The organism is Achromobacter sp., from assembly GCF_057314935.1.
Genome location: NZ_DBHKZA010000014.1, coordinates 15,402 through 35,037 on the forward strand (window position 1 = coordinate 15,402; position 19,636 = coordinate 35,037).

Below are 19,636 nucleotides of genomic sequence, written 5' to 3' on the forward strand. Positions count from 1 at the left end.
TGCCCGTGGTCATGCCCATGGTCGTGGGCGTGATCGTGGGCGGCGTCGGGGTGTTCATCGGCCAGGAATTCCGGGTCGATGTCCAGAATGGAATTCAGGTTGAAGCCGCTGATGTCGATGATGGACTTCAGGTCGACTTCGCCGAAGTTGACCGGCGTGATCGGCGCGCGCGGGTTCATGTGAACCAGGCGGTGGCGCAACGCTTCGTAGTCGACGTCGTTGACCAGGTCGCGCTTGGAAATCAGGATGCGGTCGGCGAAACCGACCTGCTTCTGGGCTTCGGGCTGCGCGTCGAGCGTGGCCATGCCGTGCTTGGCGTCGACCACCGTCACCACCGCGTCCAGGCGGTAGTACTCGGCGATGTCGTCATCCATGAAGAACGTCTGGCAAACGGGGCCGGGGTTGGCCATGCCGGTCGTTTCGAGGATGACGCGTTCGAAATTCAGTTCGCCGGCTTCGCGCTTGGCGCGCAGCTCGGACAGGGTGCGCATCAGGTCGCCACGGACCGTGCAGCAGACGCAGCCGTTGGACAGTTCGATGATTTCTTCATCGCTGTCCTGCACGAGCAGGTCGTTGTCGATGCTTTCCGGTCCGAATTCGTTTTCGATGACCGCAACGCGGCGGCCGTGGAATTCGGTCAGGATGCGTTTGAGCAGGGTGGTCTTGCCCGCACCGAGAAAGCCGGTGAGGATGGTGACGGGAACCATTTTGTCCAAACTGCGCGGGGTGTTCATGGCGAAGCTGCTAGCGTGAGGTCAAGGCTGAAGTCTAGGCATTCAACACATGGGCCTGGCAGGGGATTTTCCCGTGCAGGATGATGTTTGCCACAGGCTGCGAAGGCCGCCAACAGCGGCCGGACGCAGGATTACAGCACAGTCGGGGGCAGGGGGCAAACCCCGGGTCAACCCAGGGTCGGAAGCCGTCCGGATCGCGGCTGTACGCCGTCAAGTATCGGGCGATATCACTATTTTGGGGCGGTTTGCCGGATTTCAAGGGCGCAGGCCGCCCCGTCCCGATCGGGGACGGAAGGTGGTGCGGCGTTGTCCACGGCGGGCGGGCGTGCGCCAGGCGGACGTCGGCCGCCCGACGGCGTCAATGCCTAGTGGTGATGGTGGTGATGGCCGGCCTCAGCGGGCTGCTTCTGCTGGCATTGGGGACACAACGCGCGGATCTCGGTTTCGTGGGTGGCCAGGGCGTAGCCCGTTTGGGCGACGCGTTCGGCCAACTGGCGGCTCATGGCCGGATCGGACACTTCCGCCACGGCTCCGCAACCGGTGCAGACCACCAGCAGGTCGTGGGGGGCGCCGCCGGCGTCATGACAGGCGCTCCAGGCGTTGACGGCGTCCAGCCGGTGGATCAGGCCTTCGTCCATCAGGAAGTCCAGCGCCCGGTACACCGTCGGGGGCGCGGCGCCCGGATGCACTTCGCGCATGGCGTCCAGCAATTCGTAGGCTTTCAGGCTGCGGCCGTGACGCAGCAGCAGCTCCAGCACCTTGCGGCGGATGGGCGTGAGGCGGCGTCCGCGCTGCTCGCACAGCGTTTCGGCGACGCTGAGCTGAGCGCCGACGGTGTCGCTGCGGGGGGATCGGGGCGGAGCGGGCATGGCGGGCTTTACCTGAATGAGGAACGCGCGCGACGCGCGCGAGATGCCTGGAAGGTAGCAGAAAACATGCATATGCGGGCGTCCAGGGCGGATTCAAGCTTTATTGGTTATGATATAACATAATAAAATCTCGCTGCACTGCAATTCCGCCGCTCTTCGATTACCGCTTTCCCATGTCCCATTTCTCGCTTCTGCCTGTGCGGCCCGGCGCCGCGCCCCGGCAAGGCGCCATCCCCCGCTCCGCCTTCCTGGTTTCCGCGTGGCGTCGCATGGCGGCCGCGCTGGTGGCCGCCGCCGCCCTGTGGGCCCTGACCGGCTGGGCGCTGGACTGGTGGCCGCGATGAGCGTGGCGCCGGTGCACATCGAACTGGACGACGCGTCGTTCGGCTGGCATGGCCATCCGGCGTTGAAATCGGTGTCGGGCCGGTTTGCCGCAGGCGGCATGACAGCGGTGGTGGGGCCCAACGGGGCAGGCAAGTCGACGTTGATCAAGGGAATCATGGGCGTGTTGCGCCCCATGACCGGCAGCGTGCGCATCAGCGGGGCGGGCCGGTCCGAGCTGGCCTGGCTGCCTCAGGCGGCTGAGCTGGACCGGTCGTTCCCCGTGACGGTGCTGGACCTGGTGGCGATGGGGGCGTGGCGTCGAGTCGGCGGCTGGCGCCGCTACGGCGGCGAAGAGCTGGACCGCTGCATGGATGCGCTGGAGACGGTGGGCCTGGCGGATGCCGCCGGACGCGGCGTGGATACGCTCTCGGGCGGCCAGATGCAGCGCACGCTGTTTGCGCGGATGCTGGTGCAGGATGCGCCGGTGCTGCTGCTGGATGAACCGTTCGCGGCAGTCGACAGCCACACCGCCGATAACCTGATGGCGCTGCTTTGCGGGCTGCACGGGCAGGGCCGCACGGTGATCGCCGTCCTGCACGACCTGGATATGGTGCGCGACCACTTCCCCGATTGCCTGCTGTTGTGCGGCTCGGTCGTGGCCTGGGGCGCGACGCAAGACACCTTGAACGACGCGCATCTGAAGATGGCGCGGCAATGGCACGCGAGGGCCTACGCATGAGTCTGGCGCAATGGGTGGTCTCGCCCTTTCTGGATTACGGGTTCATGCAGCGCGCGCTGGCAGGCGCCAGTGCGCTGTCGCTGGGCGCCGCGCCGTTGGGCGTGTTCCTGGTGCTGCGGCGCATGAGCCTGATGGGCGACGCCATGTCGCACGCCATCCTGCCGGGCGTCGCGGCCGGTTTCCTGCTGTCGGGCCTGTCGTTGGGCGCCATGATGCTGGGAGGCATTGCCACCGGGCTGGCCGTGGCCCTCCTGGCGGGACTCGTGGCGCGGTTGACGCCGTTGCGCGAGGACGCGAGTTTTGCGGCCTTCTATCTGATCTCGCTGGGGCTGGGCGTGCTGCTGGTGTCGTTGCGCGGCTCCAATATGGATCTGCTGCATGTGCTGTTCGGCACGGTGCTGGGCCTGGACGACGCGGCGCTGCTGCTGGTGACCATCACGGCCAGCGTGACCTTGCTGGTGCTGGCGGCGATCTACCGCCTGCTGGTGGCTGAATGCCTGGACCCCGGCTTCCTGCGCGCCAGCGGCGGCGGGGGCGGCTGGGTCCATATGGGCTTCCTGGTGCTGGTGGTCGTCAACCTGGTGGCGGGCTTTCAGGTGCTGGGCACCTTGATGGTGGTCGGGATCATGATGCTGCCGGCCGCCGCCGCCCGTTTCTGGGCGCGTTCGGCGGCCCGGCAGATTCCGCTGGCCGCGGCGTTCGGCGTGCTGGCTTCCGTCAGCGGCCTGCTGATCTCGTACCACTACAACGTGCCGGCCTCGCCTTCGATCATCCTGGCCGCCGGCGCCTGTTACCTGTTTTCCATCGTTGGCGGCCCGCAAGGCGGGTTGCTGCGGGCGTCGCGCCGCAGGCGCCGGGCCTGACTTCACTAGGAGATTCGCTATGCGTTCCATTCTGCCGGCGCGCCGCCGCGCCCTGTTGGCCGTCGCCGGACTGTGCCTGTCGGCCGCTTTTGGCGCGGCGCATGCCGCCGACCCCGTAAAGGCGGTCGCCAGCTTTTCCATCCTGGGCGACATCGTGCGCGAAGTGGGCGGCGGCGATGTCAGCCTGACCACGCTGGTCGGCCCGGATGGTGATGCGCACGAATACGAACCCACCCCGGGCGACGCGAAGAAGCTGTCCGCCGCGCAGGTGCTGTTCGTGAACGGCCTGGATTTCGAGACCTGGCTGCCCAAGCTGACGAAGGCCTCGGGCTTCGCGGGCAAGACCGTCGTGGCCTCGCAGGGCGTGAGCCCACGCAAGTTCGCCGGGCACGGCGACGCGGGCAAGCACGACGACCACGACCACGATCACGATCACGACCATGACCATGGGCATGGCCGCGGGGACGGCCACCATCACCATGGCGACGCCGACCCGCATGCCTGGCAGAACCTGGCCAATGGCGTGATCTATGCGCGCAATGTGGCCGAGGGGCTGGCCGCCGCGGACCCGGCGCATGCCGACAATTATCGCCAGCGTGCGAATGCCTACATCGCAAAACTGCAAGCGCTGGACGCCAATGCGAAGAAGACGTTCTCCGCCATCCCTGCCGAGCGCCGCAAGGTCGTGACCTCGCATGACGCCTTCGGCTATTTTGGCGACGCCTACGGCGTGGCGTTCATTTCGGCGATGGGCGTGTCGACGGACGCCGAGCCGTCGGCGGGCGAAGTCGCCGCCATCATCGAACAGGTCAAGCGCGAACGCGTGCCGGCTGTCTTCGTCGAGAACATCACCAGCCCCAAGCTGGTGCAGCAGATCGCGCGCGAGACCGGCGCGAAAGTGGGTGGTACGCTTTATTCCGATGCGCTGTCCAAGTCCGGGCAGCCCGGCGCCACCTATCTGGAAATGTTTGAATGGAACGTACGTCAGCTTGCCGCGGCCTTGCAACCCTGAGCGCCGTGACGGCCTTGCTGGCGGCGGGCGCCGCCAGCGCGCACCCGCACATGTGGATCGACGCCCGCGCCACCATCGATATCGACGCGCAGCATCGCATCACGGCGGTCCGCCAGGTCTGGTTGTTTGACGAGATGTTCGGCGCCTATGCCACGCAAGGCTTGAAGACGGGCAAGGACGGTTCGCTGCCCGCCGCGACGCTCAAGGGCATGGCCGATGACTGGATGAAGGCGCTGGGCGAACCGATCTCGCACTATTTCACCCGGGTCACCGCGGACGGCAAGATGGCCGCGTTCGCCGCTCCCCGCGACGCGCGCGTCGATTGGAACGCGAAGACCAAGCGGCTGACGCTGTCGTTCACGTTGCCGCTGGCCACGCCCGTGGCGCCGGAGGCGGAGGGTGCGCAGGTGGATATCTACGACCCCACGTATTTCGTCGCGTACGCCTTTGATGAAAAGGGCGCGGTTGCGCTGGGCGGCCAGGCTGCCGCGGCGTGCACGTCCGAATACCGCAAGCCCAAGGAACTGGATTGGAAGACCATGCAGCAACTGGCCGCGATCCCGGCCGACCCGGACGCGTTGCCCGACGAGCTTTTCGCCATTACCAAGGGGCTCACGCACCGCATCGAGGTGCGGTGCCCGTAGTGCGACCTCCAAGCGGCGCCGCCATGGCCGCGCTGCGGTTCGCGGCGGCGTTGTTGCTGCTGGGCGGCATGGGGGCGGCCGTTGCCCAGGGCGCGCATCCCTTTGGCGTGCCGGAAAGCGGTTCGGGGTTGGCCGGGCCGGGATGGCTGGCCAGCTTTTTCGGGCAGGTGTCGGTCTGGCAAAGTCATTTCTACCGTCAGCTGACGGGCGCGGTGCGTGCCTGGCAGGCGGAAGGCGGCGCGGCCTGGGCGCTGATCGGCCTGTCTTTTGCCTATGGCGTGTTCCACGCGCTGGGACCCGGGCATGGCAAGGCGGTGATCTCTTCCTATGTGTTGGCCAATCGGCAGACGGCGCGCAACGGCGCGCTGCTGGCGCTGGCGTCGGCGTTGATCCAGGCGCTGGTCGCGATCGCGATGGTGGCGGTGTTGGCGGTGGTGTTCAACGCCACTGCGGCGACGATGAACCAGGCGACGCGTTGGCTGGAATTGGCGTCTTACGCGCTGGTGACATTGCTGGGCGCATGGTTGGTGTGGGTCAAGGCGATCCGCCCGTTGCTGCGGCGTCGGGCGGGCCAAGGAGACCTGCCGCTCGCCGCGGCGCCCGCACCTGTGCCGCCCGCACCCGTCCTGAAGGGCGCCGCCGCGTTGCGCGCAATCGCCGTGCATGCGCCCGCCGCGCCCGCGCATGATCATTCCCATCACCATGATGACGACTGCGGTTGTGGCCACGCGCACGCGCCGACGCCCGATCAGGTCGCGGGTCCGTTGAACTGGCGCCGCGCGGGGTCGGCGATATTGGCGGTGGGATTGCGGCCGTGCAGCGGCGCGCTGATCGTGCTGGTGTTCGCCTTGTCGCAAGGCTTCTTCCTGGCTGGCGTGGCGTCGGCGCTGGCGATGGGCCTGGGCACGGGCCTGACGGTCGCGGCGCTGGCCTGCCTGGCCGTGGCGGCCGGCAGCGCGGCGACGCGTATCGGCCGCCGCTTGTCCAGCACGGGCGCGGCGCGCTTGCGCTATGGCGTGGAAGCGCTGGCGGCGTTGGCGGTGCTGTTGCTGGGCGTCATGCTGCTGGGCGGCATGGTGGCCGGAGGCGGCTAGCGGCGCTCAGGATTTGCGGCCGGCGCGCGGGTGCGCCTGGTCGTAGGCCTTGGCCAAGTGTTGGAAATCCAGCCGGGTATAGACCTGGGTGGTGGAAATGTTGGCGTGGCCCAGCATCTCTTGCACGGCCCGCAAGTCCTGGGCCGATTGCAGCACGTGGCTGGCGAAACTGTGGCGCAGCACGTGCGGATGCACATGCGTGGGCAGGCCGGCGTCTTGCGCGATGCGCGCCAGTTGCAGCTGCACGACGCGCGGCGAAATGCGTTTGCCGCGGGCGCCCAGGAACAGCGCCGCGGCGTCTTCCGGCTGCGGGGCGGGCGACGCCAGCCGGGCCCGCACGTCGATCCACTTCTGCAGCGCCGCCACGGCGGCTTGCCCGACCGGCACCGAGCGGCGCTTGCCGCCCTTGCCCAATACTTCGACTTCGGCTTCGTCCAGCTTCAGCCAGCCGCGGGATTCGTAGTCGGCCGAGCGCGTGTAGCGCAGATCCAGCCCCACCAGTTCAGACAGCCGCAGGCCGCTGGAATACAGCAGTTCAAGCATGGCCTGGTCGCGCAGCGCGGCGGGCTCGTTCGCGACCTTGGCCGGTGCACGGTCCAGCAGCGCCTGCGTCTGTTCTACCGACAGGGCCTTGGGCAAGCCGCGTGGCGCCTTGGGGGCGCGCACGCCGGCCACGGGGTTGCCGGCCAGTTCGATGGACGGCGCCCACCATTGGTAGAAGCCGCGCCAGGCCGCCAGCGTGCGGGCCAGGCTGCGCGGGCCGCGGCCCTGGGCATGCAGGCGCGCGACGAACTGGCGGATGTGGCCATTGGCGATCTTGTCCAGCGGCAGACGGACTTTTTCGGCGAGTTCGCGCAGGAAGTGCAATTCGCGCCGGTAGCCGTCCAGCGTGTGGGGCGAATAGCGGCGGTTGGTTTCCAGATGACGCAGCCACGCGCGCATCGGATCGGGCAGGGCTTCGGCGCCCGCCGCGGGTGGCGGGGAGTCGGGCGGGGGCGCGTCGCGCGTGGTGGGATTCATGTCCGCCCGCCCTGGCGTTGTCCTACGCCTTCGGCGACGCCGGATTCAGGCGATGCAGCGCCGCCGAAGCCAGTTGGCCGATGGATTCGAGGAACGCCGTGCCCATTTCCGGGGTGAAGCGTTCGGGGTCGTCGGAGCCCAGCACCAGCAGGCCGACAGCGGCGCCGTCGGCTTCCAGGCGCAAGGGCACCAGCGCCAGCGACTTTGGCGTGCTGTCCAGCCAACCGGCGGCTTCGAAAGCGGTATCGGTGCCGCAGTACGGCGTCTTCAGGCTGTCGGTGAACGTGCGCACGTCTTGCGAGACGGGTTCGCCGTAACCGGTGGGAGGCAGTTCGGACAGGTTCCACAGGCGCAGCGCCACGTGGTTGAGTTCGAACTGTTCAGCCAGCCCCAGGGCGATTTCGCCCGGCACGCGCTGGGCGTCGTTTTCGGACAGCAGGCGGCTGCACCATTTGGCCACATGCGTGCCGATGCTTTCGTTGGCCGTGGCGTTGCGCACCAGTTCGTTCAAGCGCCATTCCAATTCGCGGTTGCGTTCGCGCAGCGTCAGGATCTGGCGTTCGCCCAGCGAAATCGCGCGCGAGCCGTGCGGATGCGGCACCTGCATGGTGGCGAAGACGTCAGCGTGCTCGTCGAAGAAGCCGGGGTGCTCTTGCAGGAAGGCGGCGATGTCCTGGGCGGTGAATGCGGTATCAGTCATAGGGTCAGCGGTTCAGCGCCGTGGAGAAGACGAGCTTGTCGATGTCGACCTGCCCCGTGAAGACGGATTCGGCCGGGCCGGTCATGCGCAGCTGTTCGCCATTCCAGGCAATGGTGAGCACGCCGCCGCGCGTTTGCACGCGCACGGGCGATTCCAGCAGGCCACGGCGGATGCCGGCCGCGACGGCGGCGCAGGCGCCGGTGCCGCAGGCGAGGGTTTCGCCCGCGCCGCGTTCAAACACGCGCAGGCGGATGTTGTGGCGGTCCACCACTTGCATGAAGCCCGCGTTGACCCGGCGCGCAAAGCGCGGATGGGTTTCGATCAGCGGGCCCTGCACGGCCACAGGCGCGGTGTCGACGTTGTCGACCACTTGCACGGCATGCGGGTTGGAAATGGCCACGGCCGACAGCAGCACCTTGGCGGGCACACCGGCGGGCGCGTCCAGCTCAAGTTCCCAGAGCGTGTCTTCGCCTTGCTGTTGCGAGGCAAGGCCGGCGGTGTCGAACGGCAATGCGGCGGGATCGAAACGGGTGCTGCCCATTTCAACCGTGACCTGTTCGTCGTCGCCTTCGTCCAGGACAAGGATGCCGGTGGCGATTTCGGCGCGCAGCGGATTGCGGTCGGACAGGCCTTGCTCGTGCACGAAGCGCACGAAGCAGCGGGCGCCATTGCCGCAGTGTTCGACTTCGCTGCCGTCGGAATTGAAAATGCGATAGCGGAAATCGGCGTCGGGCCGGGTGGCGGGTTCGACCAGCAGGATCTGGTCGGCGCCGATGCCGAAGTGCCGGTCGCCCAAGGCGCGCGCCCGTTCGGGCGTCATTTCGATGGTCTGGCGGACCCCGTCGAGCACGACGAAATCGTTGCCCGCGCCATGCATTTTGGTGAAGTTCCAGTTCATTCCTGGATTATCGCCCATTATTGGGGTGCGGGCAGCCCGCGCCAGGCGTTCAATAGACTTTCGGGTCGCCCGGGGGACGGGTCTTGAAGCGCCGGTGCACCCAGTAGTACTGGCTGGGGCAGCGGCGCACCCAGGATTCGAGCTCGCGGTTCAGGCGGGCGGTGGCGGCTTCCAGCGAGTCCTCGCCCGGGAAGTCTTCCAGCGCCGGCAGCACGTCCACGTGATAGCGGCCGGTCTCCGGGTTCCAGAAGCCCACCACCGGCAGCACGGCCGCGTTCCACTTCTGGGCCAGCTGGGCGGTGGCCAGCAGCGTGGCGGCCGGTACGCCGAAGAAGGGCACGAACACCGAGCCCTGGCGGCCGAAATCCATGTCGGGCAGGTAGTAGACCGGGCGCGGGGCGCGCAGGTGGCGGATCAGGTCGCGCACGCCCTCCTTGCGGCTGACCAGGAAGACCTCGTTGAAGCGGGCGCGCCCGGCTGCGACGACCGCGTCGATGTGCGGATCGCTTTGCGGGGTGTACATGGTGGCCGCGCTGGGCACTTCCATGGTCAGGCGCGTGGCGGCGGCGTCCAGCGCGATGAAGTGCGGCGCCAGCAGGATCACGGAGCGGCCTTGGGCTGTCAGCGCGTTGATGCGGTCGGCGCCCGTTTGCGTGACCAGGTCCTTGACGGCCTCGGGCGTGCCGTACCAGAGCACGCCGCGGTCCACGATGGATTGGGCCAGCGCCCGGAAGTGGTCGGCGACCCATTGTTCGCGCACGGACGCGGGTTGATCCGGAAAGCACAGTTCCAGATTGCGGCGCACGATGTGGGCGCGGGACCGGGCCAGGCGGGGGGCCAGCCAACCCAGGACGGCGCCGATGCGCTGGCGCGTCGACGGCTTGATGCGGCCAAACCATTTCAGCAGGGTAACCAGCGTGCGCGTTTTCGATTCGTTCATGGCGTTGGGGATAAGACCGGGCTACTTGGGGCGGCGGGGCTTTCAGGAAGCGGCCGGGGGCACCGTGCCAGCATCGGGGGCCGGAGGCGCGCCGCGCGGGGTCTTGTAGCGGTTGTAGCTCCAGAGGTATTGCTGGGGGCAGCGGCGGATCAGCGTTTCCATCGCGGCGTTGATCAAGGCGGCCTGCGCCTGCGGGTCGGCAGGCAGCGGCTCCGGCACGCGCACATAGTGAATGCGCCAGCCGCGGCCGCGGGGCAGGCGTTCGCCCGCGGTCAGGATGATCGGCACATGGGTCTGCGTGGCCAGTTTGCTGGGCAGCGTCATCGTGTAGGCCAGGCGGCCGAAAAACGGGACCCACACGCCGTCGCCCACGCTGGGCGCCTGGTCGGGCAGCATGCCGACGGATTCGCCGCGGCGCAGGGCGCGCACGAACTCGCGCACGCCTTGCATGGTGGCCGGCACCGCGTTGACGTCCGAGCTGTTGCGCGCCGTTTCCAGCAGCGGGGCCAGGATGTCCTTGCGCGGGGGACGGAACATCACCGTCATCGGCATCTGGCGGGCCAGATAGCGGGCAGTAATTTCAAAGCAGCCCAGGTGGGGCGTCAGGAACAGGATGCCGCGATTTTCGGCGCGCGCGGCCGTGACCACGTCGTTGTCGTCCGACACGACCTGCGCCAGGCTTTGCTCATTCTTGAACCAGACCCGCGGATTCTCCAGGATCATGGCGCCGGTCTCGGCCGCGGCCTGCCGGGCGAACGCCGCACCGGGGTAGCCGGCCTGGGCCGCGTTGGCCTGGAGCCGGCGCCGGTACTTGCCGGGCCAGGCGTATACCGCAAGCCCGGCCAGTCTCCCGATGGCGTGCGCGACGGGTAGCGGCAAGGCGGCGAAGAGTCTGAACAGGGCAAGCAGCATTCGGTAAATGGAGAAGGGCGGGCAGGGTGGTGCCGGGGGGATGCCGGGCTTCCGGGAATATGTTTACACCCCCGGCACAAGCATAAGAACGGCATTTTCGCTTAAAATGGGCTCAGTCGCCGAGTTAACCGACAACTTGCGGGGCGACGGCAAGGGTGCGGCGCCATCCGCGGCCTTTGCTGAATCCGCTAAAGCGTCGCGCCCAGATTAGCGTATGCCAGCGGTCCGGGGTGCAACGCGCCTCGTGAACCTATGCGCCGGCAAAGCCGGACACTAAGGACGCATCTGTGGCCAATAACGATTTTCTCTTCACTTCCGAATCCGTCTCCGAAGGGCACCCCGACAAGGTTGCCGACCAGATTTCCGATTCGATCCTGGACGCCATCTTCACGCAAGACCCGAACGCGCGTGTCGCAGCCGAAACGCTGTGCAACACGGGCCTGGTCGTCCTGGCCGGTGAAATCACCACCACCGCCAACGTCGACTACATCCAGGTCGCGCGGGACACCATCCGCCGCATCGGGTACGACAACACCGAATACGGCATCGACTACAAGGGTTGCGCCGTGCTGGTAGCTTACGACAAGCAATCGCCCGACATCGCCCAAGGCGTGGATCGCAGTTCGGAAGACTATCTGAACCAGGGCGCGGGCGACCAAGGCCTGATGTTCGGCTACGCGTGCGATGAAACGCCCGATCTGATGCCCGCCCCGATCTGGTACGCGCACCGCCTGGTGCAGCGCCAGAGCGAACTGCGCAAGGACGGCCGCCTGCCGTGGCTGCGTCCGGACGCCAAGTCGCAAGTGACGTTCCGCTATGTCGATGGCCGCCCGGCCGAAGTCGACACCGTGGTGCTGTCGACCCAGCACGCGCCGGAAGTCACGCAAGAGACCATCCGCGAAGCCGTCATTGAAGACATCATCAAGCCGAGCTTCCCTGAAGGCCTGATCACGCCGAATACGAAGTTCCTGGTCAACCCGACCGGCCGCTTCGTCATCGGCGGCCCGCAAGGCGATTGCGGCCTGACCGGCCGCAAGATCATCGTCGACACCTACGGCGGCGCATGCCCGCACGGCGGCGGCGCGTTCTCGGGCAAGGATCCGTCCAAGGTCGACCGTTCGGCCGCCTACGCCGCGCGCTACGTGGCCAAGAACATCGTGGCCGCCGGCCTGGCGCGCCAGTGCCAGGTGCAGGTCAGCTACGCCATCGGCGTGGCCGAGCCGATCAACATCACCGTCTACACCGAAGGCACCGGCGTCATCCCCGACCACGAGATCGCCAAGCTGGTTCGCGAGCACTTCGACCTGCGTCCCAAGGGCATCGTGAACATGCTGGACCTGCTGCGCCCGATCTACGCGAAGACCGCCGCTTATGGTCACTTCGGCCGTTCGGAGCCGGAATTCTCGTGGGAAGCCACGGACAAGGTCCAGGACCTGAAGAAGGCGCTGTAAAGCCAGCCGCTCTTCAAAGAAAAAGCCCCTGCGGAAGGTTCGCAGGGGCTTTTTTTCGTCTTGCAGCCCGCCCGGGCTACGCCGGGCGGGACGGTTTTCGCATCCCGCGCCTACAGCCCCCAGGACGACAGGTCCGGTACGCGCGGCGCGGGCGACAGCACCGGTTCCAGCGCCGCGGCGCAGTCCAGCAGGGCGGCGTCGCAGCCGGCGGGGGCCAGCAGCTGGACGGCGATAGGCATGCCTTCGTGGTCGAAACCCGCCGGCAGCGAGATCGCGGCCGCACCCAGGAAGTTGGCGGGGCGCAGCAGTTTGCCCAGTCCGACGTGGCGGACGTCTTCCGCGTCCAGCGCTTGCGCGGCCTGGTCGCAGGCGGGCATCAGCAGGGCGTCCACGCCCCGCATGGCGCTGGCGAACGCGGCCATGTCAGCCTGGCGGCGGAGCAGGGCGGCTTCGTAGTCGGCCTGCGAAATCCGGCCGCCTGCCGCGATGCGCGTACGCACGATTTCCCACAAGGGCGCGGCGGGGTTCTCGGCCAGCGCGCCGTAATAGCGATAGGCCTCGTAGGCCAGCACCACCGAGTTGTCGTCCGCCATGCGGGCAAACGACAGCGAGGCGGGCGGGTGCCAGGCGGTGGGGGTGAGGCCCGCTTGCTCCAGGCGCGCTTGGGCCTGGTGCCAGACCTGCAGCCCGGCTTCGGTCAGCGACGCGGGCCAGGCCTGGGGGGCCAGCACGGCGACTGCGGCCTGCCGGCGCGGGGCGGGGTGGCGCAGCGCGGTGAAGCAGGCGGCGGGCAATGCCAGCGTCGTGGCGTCGTCCACGTCCGGGCCTGCCAGCAATTGCGTCAGCAGGCGGGCGTCCGCCACGTTGCGGGCCAGCGGGCCCAGCACATCCAGCGTGTCCGACAAGGGCAGGCAGCCCGCGCGGCTGATCACGCCGGTCGACGGCTTGTAGCCCACCACGCCGTTCAGCGCCGCCGGGGCGCGCACGGAGCCGCCCGTGTCGCCGCCCAGCGTGATCGGCGCCAGCCCGGCCGCCACTGCCACGCCCGAACCGCTCGAGGACCCGCCCGGCGCACGCGCGACGCGGGCGTCCCACGGATTGCGCGCCGTGCCCTGGGTCGGGTTCTGGCCCGACAGCCCGAACGCGAATTCGGTCATGCGCGTCTTGCCCAGGATCACCATGCCTTGCGCGGCCAGCATGCGCACGGCAGCCGAGGTCTCGCCGCTGATGATCCCGCGCCGGGTCTGCGAACCGCCGGTGGCCGGCGTGCCCTGCCACTGGATGCTGTCCTTCACCGCCACCGGCACCCCGTGCAGCGGGCCCATCAGGATGCCGGCGTCTTGCAGGCGGTCCGCCGCGTCGGCCTGCGCCAGGGCGCGCTCGGCCGTGACTTCGCTATAGGCCGCAAGCGCCGGGGCGCGTTCGATACGGTCCAGAAAGTGCGTGGTGACCTGGCGCGAGCTCAGTTCGCGTTGGCGGATGGCGCGGGCAAGTTCGCGGGCGTCTCGGAAATGCAGGTCGGTGTGGTCTTGTTCTGGCATGGGTCTCATGGAAAAAGAAAAAGCTTTCCGGCCCTTTGCGGAGCCGGAAAGCGTTTACACGGGGTGCCTGGCCGCTACTTCAGCGTCTGGCCCTTGGTCTCGGGCATGCGGATGAAGGTGATCAACGTGATCACGGCGCCCGCCAGCACGTAGTAGAAGAACCAGCGCTCCATGCCCTTGCTTTGCAGCCAGGTCAGCAGATAGGGCGTGGTGCCGCCCAGCAGCGCGACGACCAGGTTGTAGGGCGTGCCGATGCCGACGGCGCGCACGCTGGTCGGGAACTGTTCCGACATGATGGCCGGCGCGATGGCCGTGTACATGGCATACAGCACGAGGCCGAACAGTTCCACCGCCAGGATCGAACCGAAGGACGGGCCCAGCGTCGTCATCAACGGATAAAAGAACACCAGGTAGCCGGTGGCGAAGAAGATCAGCTGCGGCTTGCGGCCGATGCGGTCGGACAGGATGCCGAACAGCGGCTGCACCAGCATGAACACGATCAGCGCGACGGTGTTGGCGGCAAACGCGGTCTTGGGGTCGGCGCCCACCTGGCGGATGGCGTAGGTGGGGACGTAGGCCACGAAGATGTAGAACGCGAACGTGGTCAGGACAGAGAAGCCCACGATGCGCAGCACTTCACGCGGGTGGTCGCGCAGCAGCGTGCGCAGCGGCTGCTTTTCGACGCCGGCTTTCTTGGCGTGCGAGAAGGCTTCGGTTTCCGGGATGGCGCGGCGGATCCACATGCCGGCCAGGCCGCCGAGCGCGCCCAGCAGGAAGGGGATGCGCCAGCCCCACGATGCCATGTCGGCCTTGGTCAGCGTCGAGGTCAGGATCCAGCCCACGGCGGAGGCGGCCAGGATGCCGACGGCGGCGCTGAAGAAGACGAAGCTGGAATAGAAGCCGCGCTTTTCGGGCGGGGCCATTTCCGCCAGGAAGGTCGTGGCCGAGGCATACTCTCCGCCCAGCGACAGGCCTTGCAGCAGGCGGGCGCCGGTCAGCAGCAGCGGGGCGGCAATGCCGATCGTGGCGTAGGTGGGGGTGATGGCGATGATGAGCGAGCCGCCCGCCATCATCAGGATCGTCAGGCCGAGTGCGGCTTTGCGGCCATAGCGGTCGGAGAAGATGCCCAGCACCCAACCGCCGACCGGACGCATGAAGAAGCCCACGGCGAAGATGCCGAAGGTGGCCAGGAGCGCGGTGGTTTCATTGCCGGGCGGGAAGAACTGGCTGGAGAAGAAGATGGCGAAGGAGGCGTAGATGGTCCAATCGAACCATTCGACTGCATTGCCTACACTACCGGCCAGGATGGTGCGGGCGCGGGATACGGGCGCAGCGCTGGCTGGCGCGGCGCTTGCTCCTTGCTTGCTGCGCAAGGTCGCGGATGGGCTGCTCATGACGTCCTCAAAATAAGAATTTATTTTTGGTCAAAAAGACCGTTTAATTTTATGTTTTTATCAATGCGCGAACGTTAGATTAATGAATATGGTCACGTCAAGTAAGGGTAAGCCCCTAATGCCAGCGCTCGATGACACCGATCTGGCCTGCCTGATTGCGTTGCAGTCCGATCCCCGGGCGTCCTGGCGCGAACTGGGCGCGGCTACCGGCATCGCCGAGCGGACCGTCGCGCGCCGCATCCGACGCCTGATGGATGCCGACGCGCTGCGGGTCATCGCCGAGCCCGACCCGTTGGCCATGGGCCAGGGTGTGGTGCTGCACGCCTGGGTGCGCTGCCGGTCGGGCCGGGTGCCGGACGTGGCCGATCAGCTGGCGCGGCTGGACATCAGCCAATTGGTGGTCACCTTGGCCGGCACCGCGGACCTGATGGCCGAACTGACGCTGGCGGACGCGGCCGACATGCCGGACGTGGTCACGCGCGTGCTGCCGTCCATCGACGGCGTCGAGCATGTGGAGGCGAGGCTGGTGCTGCGGCCGTTCCGCCGCGCCGGGCAGTGGCGCATCCAGGCCCAGCCCGACGCGGTCGCGGAAGCGCCGCACGCGCAGCCGCCAGCGGCGCTGACGGAACCTGAGCAACGCATGGTCGCCCATCTGATGCGCGACGGGCGGGCAAGCCTTGCCGAACTGGCCGGCGAGGCCAGCGTCAGCGAACCCACCGCGCAGCGTCTGCTGCAGCATCTGGTCGAGCGGCGCGCGCTGAGCTTCCGCGTGGAAGTGGAACCGGCGTTGGTGGGGTTTCCGGTAGAGGCCGTGATCTCGGTGCAGGTGCGCCCGCAAGCGGTGGACGCGTTGGCCGCGCATCTGGCGCTGGATCCGAACACGCGCTGCCTGTTCGGCACCAGCGGCGCGTCGCAGCTGTTCTGGCACGTGCTGTGCCGCGACAGCCTGCATCTATGGGACGTGGTGACGCGCCGGCTGGGGGAACTGGACGGCGTGCTCAACAGTGAAGTTGGCGTGGTGATGCGCGCGCACAAGCGTTGCGGCATCGTGCGCGCCGGCGCTCGGCTGGAGGCGGACGCCGAGTAGCGCCCGCCGTCCAAGGGCGTGGCCGGGCCTGCCTGCGCCGCTACGCGCCCAGGTATGCGCGGGCCAACGCCCCGTCCTCTGCGATCTGCGCGGCCGTGCCTTGTGCGGCGACGCGGCCGGACTCCAGCACATAGGCGCGGTCGGCCAGCGACAGCGCAAGCGCCGCCATCTGGTCCACCAGCAGGATCGTCATGGACTCCGCGCGCAGGCGGTCCAATGCGTCGAACAATTCGTCGATGATCTTCGGCGCCAAGCCCAGCGACGGTTCGTCCAGCAGCAGGATGACGGGCTTGGACATCAGGCCGCGGGCAATCGCCAGCATCTGCTGTTCGCCGCCTGACAAGAGGCCGGCGCGTTGATGCAGGCGTTCGCGCAGGCGCGGGAAGCGCGCCAGCATCTCTTCGACGCGCGCCTCGCGGTCCTGCGGGTGAAGGAAAGCGCCCAGCCGGATGTTGTCCAGCACGCTCAGGCCCGGAAAGACCTGGCGGCCTTCGGGCACCAGCACCAGCCCGCGCGCCACGATGCGGTCGGCAGCCAGGCCGTTGAGCTCCTGCCCTTGCAGGTGCATGCCGCCTTGCGCGGGCCGGTGCAGTCCGGCCAACGTGCGCATCAACGTCGATTTGCCCGCGCCATTGGCGCCCAGCAGGGCCACCATCTCGCCCTGCCGCACTTGCAGGTCGATGCCGTGCAGCACGGGGTTGGCGCCGTAGCCGGTGACCAGATTGCCTACCCCCAGCACTTCCGGCGCGATGGGAGCGCCTGCGGGCCGTTGCCGCGCGGCGGGCGCGCGGCGCGCGGCTTCGTCGCCCAGATAGGCCTGGCGCACGGCGGGCGATTGCTGGATCTGGGCGGGGTTGCCCTGCGCCAGTTCGCGGCCGGCGTCGATGGCGACGATGTGATCCGACACGCCCATCACCAGCGCCATGTCGTGCTCGACCAGCAGCACGCCCGCGCCGGCTTCGGCGATGCGCCGCAGCAGGCCGGCCAACCGCGTCTTGTCTTCGCGCGACAGGCCGGCGGCGGGTTCGTCCATCAGCAGGATGTCGGCATCGGTGGCCAGCGCGCGGGCGATCTCCACCAGGCGCCTGTCGACGTGCGGCAGGTCGGCGGCGGGCACGTCCAACGCACCCTCATAGCCGCAAAACGCCAGCAGGGCGCGCGCCCGTTCCCGCACATCCGGCGCCAGGTAACGGCGCGACGCCAGCAGTCCGCCCAGCCGGCCGCGCACCATGCCCAGCGCCACGTTGTCTTCCACGCTCAGCGTGTCGAACAGTTGCGAGGTCTGGTAGGTGCGGCCGATGCCGCTGCGCGCCACGCGGTAGGCAGGCAACGCCGCCAGCGGCGCGTCACCCAGCGCCACCGCGCCGCTGGTCGGCTGGTAGTAGCCACTGAGCATGTTGATGACCGTGGATTTGCCGGCGCCGTTCGGACCGATCAGCGCCGTGACGGCGGCCGGCGGTACGGTGAACGACACCGATTGCACGGCGCGCACGCCGCCGAACGTCATGGTCAGCGCGTCGGCGCGCAGCACGCGCCGGCGGCGGCCGCCGGCAGGCATCGCACCGCCCTGGCGGGGCGCCAGCGCGTGGCCCGCCGCATGGCGGCGCCAGCGCGATAGCAGCCCGGCCACGCCGTCCGGCGCGGCCCACAGCACCACCAGCAGGAAGACGCCGAAGAACAGCAGCCGGTATTCCTCCAGGCTGGACAGCATTTCCGGCAGCAGGCCGACGACGACCGCGCCCAGCAAGGGGCCGGCGAGCGATCCCGCGCCGCCCAGCGTCACCGCCAGCACGAACAGGATGGATTGCATGAAGTTGAAGTTGTGCGGCGTGATCATGCCGGCTTGCGGCGCGTAGAGTCCGCCCGCCAGGCCCACCACCGCAGCCGACACCATGAAGGCCACGGCCTTGACCGCCAGCGGATTGATGCCGATGGATTCACTGGCCGTTTCACTGTCCTTGACCGCGCGCATTGCCGCGCCCCAGGTGCCGCGCGAGAGCAGCGCGTAGGCCGCCAGCGCCACGAATACCGCCATGATCGCCAGCATGGCCACGCCGCGGTCCCCGCCGATGCCGGCAAGCGAGGGCTGCACGATCCCCATCAGCCCGTTCTGGCCTCCGGTGACGTCTCCGCCTTCGATGAGCGCGTGCTCGACGATGAAGCCGAAGGCGATGGTGATCATCGCCAGGTAAGGGCCCTTCACGCGCAGCGCGGGCAGCGCCAGCAGCAGCCCGAACGCGCCGGCGACAAGCGCCGCCGTCGGCCAGGCCAGCCAGAAGCTCCAACCGGCCTGGCCGGTCAGGATGGCCACGGTATACGCGCCGATGGCGTAGAAGCCCGCGTGGCCGAATGACATCTGCCCGGTCAGCCCCAGCAGCACGTTCAGCCCGATGCCGGCCAGCGCCAGCAGCGCCACGTTGCCCAGCACGAACACGTAATAGCCGTTGACGGTGGCCGTCAGAGCCAGGCTGGCCGCGGCCAGCAGGGCGTAGAGCGCCAGCGGCAGCCAGCAGGATGCAAGTCGCTTATTCATCAGACCTTCCTGACATCGGCGCGTCCGAACAGTCCGTTGGGACGCACGGCCAGCATGACGATCACCAGCGTGAAGCTGATGATCTGGGTGTATCCGGAGCCCAGGGCCACGGTGATCAGCGCTTCGACCACGCCGAACAGCAGCCCGGCGAGCATCACGCCCCAGGCGCTCGTGATGCCGCCCAGGATCGCGACGACAAACGCTTTCAGGCCGAAGAGCGTGCCCATGTCGGCCTGCACGTTGAACAGCGGGGCGACCAGGGCGCCCGCCACGCCGGCGAACAACGTGGACACGGCAAACGCCGCCATGATGGCGCGGCGCACGGGGATGCCCATCAGCCGCGCGGCGCCGGGGTTCTGCACCACCGCCAGCAGCGCCACGCCCCAGCGGGTGCGGCGCGACAGGGTGTGCAGCGCTGCCGCCAGCACCAGCCCGACCAGGGGGATCAGCAGTTGCAGCGGATAGATGCCCAGGCCCAGCCCGCCGATTTCCAGCGGCGCTTGCGCCAGCGGCGACGGCAGGCTGCGCGGCTCTTTGCCGAAGGTGAACATCACGACGTTGTCCAGCACGATGCCGAGCGCCACCGTGGACATCAGCCAGGCGTTGGAGCCCCGGCTGGCGAACGGCCGCACGGCCAGCCGTTCGACCGCCAGGCCGTACAGCGCGCACAGCGCGAACGCCGCCAGCAGGGCAGGCGCCAGCGGCCAGCCCAGCGTCTGCGCGAACGTATAAGTCAGCACGGCGCCCAGCATCATGGAACTGCCCTGGGCGAAGTTCACCGTGCCCGATACGGCGTAGGTCAGGTAAAAGCCCAGGGCCATCAGTCCGTACATGCTTCCCAGACCCAGGCCGCTGACGATGGCGGACATCAACAACATGCG

Annotated in this window: 19 protein-coding genes; 8 read left to right on the plus strand and 11 right to left on the minus strand. The window is 68.3% G+C overall.

Annotated features, from left to right (window positions below):
- Nucleotides 1-734, minus strand: a 734-nt coding sequence (locus ACO6D5_RS07275; protein ID WP_485825016.1) for a CobW family GTP-binding protein, incomplete at its 3' end; no start/stop codon positions are given.
- Nucleotides 735-1,099: 365 nt separating this feature from the next.
- The gene (locus tag ACO6D5_RS07280) at nt 1,100-1,603 is read right to left on the minus strand and encodes a Fur family transcriptional regulator (protein WP_105555819.1); all 504 of its coding nucleotides are present in this window, start codon (nt 1,601-1,603) and stop codon (nt 1,100-1,102) included.
- A 173-nt stretch (nt 1,604-1,776) separates the two neighbouring features.
- On the opposite strand from ACO6D5_RS07280, the gene ACO6D5_RS07285 reads away from it, so the two are divergent.
- Genes ACO6D5_RS07285 through ACO6D5_RS07310 form a run of 6 tightly spaced genes read left to right on the plus strand, consistent with a single transcriptional unit; the run spans nt 1,777 to nt 6,279 of the window.
- The gene (locus ACO6D5_RS07285) at nt 1,777-1,947 is read left to right on the plus strand and encodes a hypothetical protein (RefSeq protein ID WP_315527357.1); all 171 of its coding nucleotides are present in this window, start codon (nt 1,777-1,779) and stop codon (nt 1,945-1,947) included.
- Nucleotides 1,944-2,666 carry a metal ABC transporter ATP-binding protein gene (locus ACO6D5_RS07290; RefSeq protein WP_485825052.1) on the plus strand — a complete coding sequence of 241 codons (723 nt, stop codon included), beginning with the start codon at nt 1,944-1,946 and terminating at the stop codon, nt 2,664-2,666. The genes ACO6D5_RS07285 and ACO6D5_RS07290 overlap by 4 nt, the downstream gene beginning before the upstream one ends.
- Nucleotides 2,663-3,529 (plus strand): metal ABC transporter permease, encoded by an 867-nt coding sequence (locus ACO6D5_RS07295; RefSeq protein ID WP_485825017.1) that lies wholly within the window; start codon nt 2,663-2,665, stop codon nt 3,527-3,529. Before ACO6D5_RS07290 ends, ACO6D5_RS07295 begins: the two co-directional genes overlap by 4 nt.
- Before the next feature lie 19 nt (nt 3,530-3,548).
- Nucleotides 3,549-4,541 carry a metal ABC transporter substrate-binding protein gene (locus tag ACO6D5_RS07300; RefSeq protein ID WP_485825018.1) on the plus strand — a complete coding sequence of 331 codons (993 nt, stop codon included), beginning with the start codon at nt 3,549-3,551 and terminating at the stop codon, nt 4,539-4,541.
- Nucleotides 4,502-5,185: a DUF1007 family protein gene (locus ACO6D5_RS07305; protein WP_315527361.1), complete on the plus strand. Its 684-nt coding sequence runs from the start codon at nt 4,502-4,504 to the stop codon at nt 5,183-5,185. The genes ACO6D5_RS07300 and ACO6D5_RS07305 overlap by 40 nt, the downstream gene beginning before the upstream one ends.
- Before the next feature lie 23 nt (nt 5,186-5,208).
- Nucleotides 5,209-6,279 (plus strand): nickel/cobalt transporter, encoded by a 1,071-nt coding sequence (locus ACO6D5_RS07310; RefSeq protein ID WP_485825019.1) that lies wholly within the window; start codon nt 5,209-5,211, stop codon nt 6,277-6,279.
- A 6-nt stretch (nt 6,280-6,285) separates the two neighbouring features.
- Here the strand turns inward: ACO6D5_RS07310 and xerC are convergent, their stop codons facing one another.
- The 5 genes from xerC to ACO6D5_RS07335 are packed head-to-tail and all read right to left on the minus strand — an operon-like array spanning nt 6,286 to nt 10,749.
- Nucleotides 6,286-7,299 (minus strand): tyrosine recombinase XerC, encoded by a 1,014-nt coding sequence (gene xerC, locus ACO6D5_RS07315; protein WP_485825020.1) that lies wholly within the window; start codon nt 7,297-7,299, stop codon nt 6,286-6,288.
- Nucleotides 7,300-7,321: 22 nt separating this feature from the next.
- Complete coding sequence (locus ACO6D5_RS07320) at nt 7,322-7,999, minus strand: DUF484 family protein (protein WP_315527365.1); 678 nt, start codon at nt 7,997-7,999, stop codon at nt 7,322-7,324.
- A gap of 4 nt (nt 8,000-8,003) precedes the next feature.
- Entirely contained in the window at nt 8,004-8,915 is a 912-nt protein-coding gene (gene dapF / locus ACO6D5_RS07325) for a diaminopimelate epimerase (protein WP_485825021.1), read from the minus strand.
- Nucleotides 8,916-8,946: 31 nt separating this feature from the next.
- The gene (locus ACO6D5_RS07330; RefSeq protein WP_485825022.1) at nt 8,947-9,837 is read right to left on the minus strand and encodes a lysophospholipid acyltransferase family protein; all 891 of its coding nucleotides are present in this window, start codon (nt 9,835-9,837) and stop codon (nt 8,947-8,949) included.
- 42 nt (nt 9,838-9,879) lie between these two features.
- Nucleotides 9,880-10,749 (minus strand): lysophospholipid acyltransferase family protein, encoded by an 870-nt coding sequence (locus tag ACO6D5_RS07335; RefSeq protein ID WP_315527370.1) that lies wholly within the window; start codon nt 10,747-10,749, stop codon nt 9,880-9,882.
- A gap of 287 nt (nt 10,750-11,036) precedes the next feature.
- On the opposite strand from ACO6D5_RS07335, the gene metK reads away from it, so the two are divergent.
- Nucleotides 11,037-12,200: a methionine adenosyltransferase gene (gene metK / locus ACO6D5_RS07340; RefSeq protein WP_006224822.1), complete on the plus strand. Its 1,164-nt coding sequence runs from the start codon at nt 11,037-11,039 to the stop codon at nt 12,198-12,200.
- Between the two features lie 110 nt (nt 12,201-12,310).
- Here the strand turns inward: metK and ACO6D5_RS07345 are convergent, their stop codons facing one another.
- The gene (locus ACO6D5_RS07345; protein WP_485825023.1) at nt 12,311-13,741 is read right to left on the minus strand and encodes an amidase; all 1,431 of its coding nucleotides are present in this window, start codon (nt 13,739-13,741) and stop codon (nt 12,311-12,313) included.
- 74 nt (nt 13,742-13,815) lie between these two features.
- Nucleotides 13,816-15,135, minus strand: coding sequence for an MFS transporter (locus ACO6D5_RS07350; RefSeq protein ID WP_315527376.1), 1,320 nt, complete (start codon nt 15,133-15,135; stop codon nt 13,816-13,818).
- A gap of 82 nt (nt 15,136-15,217) precedes the next feature.
- On the opposite strand from ACO6D5_RS07350, the gene ACO6D5_RS07355 reads away from it, so the two are divergent.
- Nucleotides 15,218-16,222, plus strand: a complete 1,005-nt coding sequence (locus ACO6D5_RS07355) for an AsnC family transcriptional regulator (protein ID WP_315527379.1) — start codon at nt 15,218-15,220, stop codon at nt 16,220-16,222.
- Nucleotides 16,223-16,262: 40 nt separating this feature from the next.
- On the opposite strand, the gene ACO6D5_RS07360 is transcribed toward ACO6D5_RS07355, so the two are convergent.
- Together ACO6D5_RS07360 and ACO6D5_RS07365 are read right to left on the minus strand one after the other, a co-directional pair.
- Nucleotides 16,263-18,755 carry a branched-chain amino acid ABC transporter ATP-binding protein/permease gene (locus ACO6D5_RS07360; RefSeq protein ID WP_485825024.1) on the minus strand — a complete coding sequence of 831 codons (2,493 nt, stop codon included), beginning with the start codon at nt 18,753-18,755 and terminating at the stop codon, nt 16,263-16,265.
- Entirely contained in the window at nt 18,755-19,633 is an 879-nt protein-coding gene (locus ACO6D5_RS07365; RefSeq protein WP_315527385.1) for an ABC transporter permease subunit, read from the minus strand. The genes ACO6D5_RS07360 and ACO6D5_RS07365 overlap by 1 nt, the downstream gene beginning before the upstream one ends.
- Nucleotides 19,634-19,636 lie beyond the last annotated feature (3 nt).